The sequence below is a fragment of the Streptococcus pseudopneumoniae genome, assembly GCF_038148935.1.
In the GTDB taxonomy this organism is placed as follows: domain Bacteria; phylum Bacillota; class Bacilli; order Lactobacillales; family Streptococcaceae; genus Streptococcus; species Streptococcus pseudopneumoniae_U.
The window spans coordinates 1-453 of record NZ_JBBJZX010000215.1; the positions used below are offsets into that span (position 1 = coordinate 1).

General features: G+C 46.8%; 1 pseudogene. It reads right to left on the reverse strand.

Going from position 1 to position 453, the window contains the following annotated elements:
- Positions 1-453: pseudogene (locus WKI42_RS10680) on the reverse strand (hypothetical protein); the annotation flags it as partial.

Consider the following 453-nt stretch of genomic DNA (forward strand, 5'->3'; position numbering starts at 1 on the left):
TCCGAGAATGACCTTCGCAGCGTCGATGACAGATTGATCAATACCATCCAAGTCTTTCAAACGAGTTTCTAGTTCTTCAACCAATCGAGCAAGTTCAGACTTGTCAACAGGACGAGTCTCACTAGGAGTCACCGTAATGCCTGAATTGTTTGAAGTAGATGTAGAAACTGGTGTTTCTTGAGCTGGAGTACTTGCTTGAGCCTGTCCAACAGTAGATGACGGAGTAACAGGGGTGGTGTTGCTACTATCGTCGGTCGTCACACCAGGAGCTGGAGTATTGCCGCTGTTATCTGGTGTCGCACTGTCGCTATTGTTAGGGGCAGGGTTAGTAGTACCGCCGTTGTTAGTGTTAGCACTATTGTCGGTATTAGCACCGTTGTTGGTGTTGCTATCATTACCTGGTACAGGAGTTGGTTTATCTACCAATCCTGCTTTCGCAGTGTCAAGTTTTTG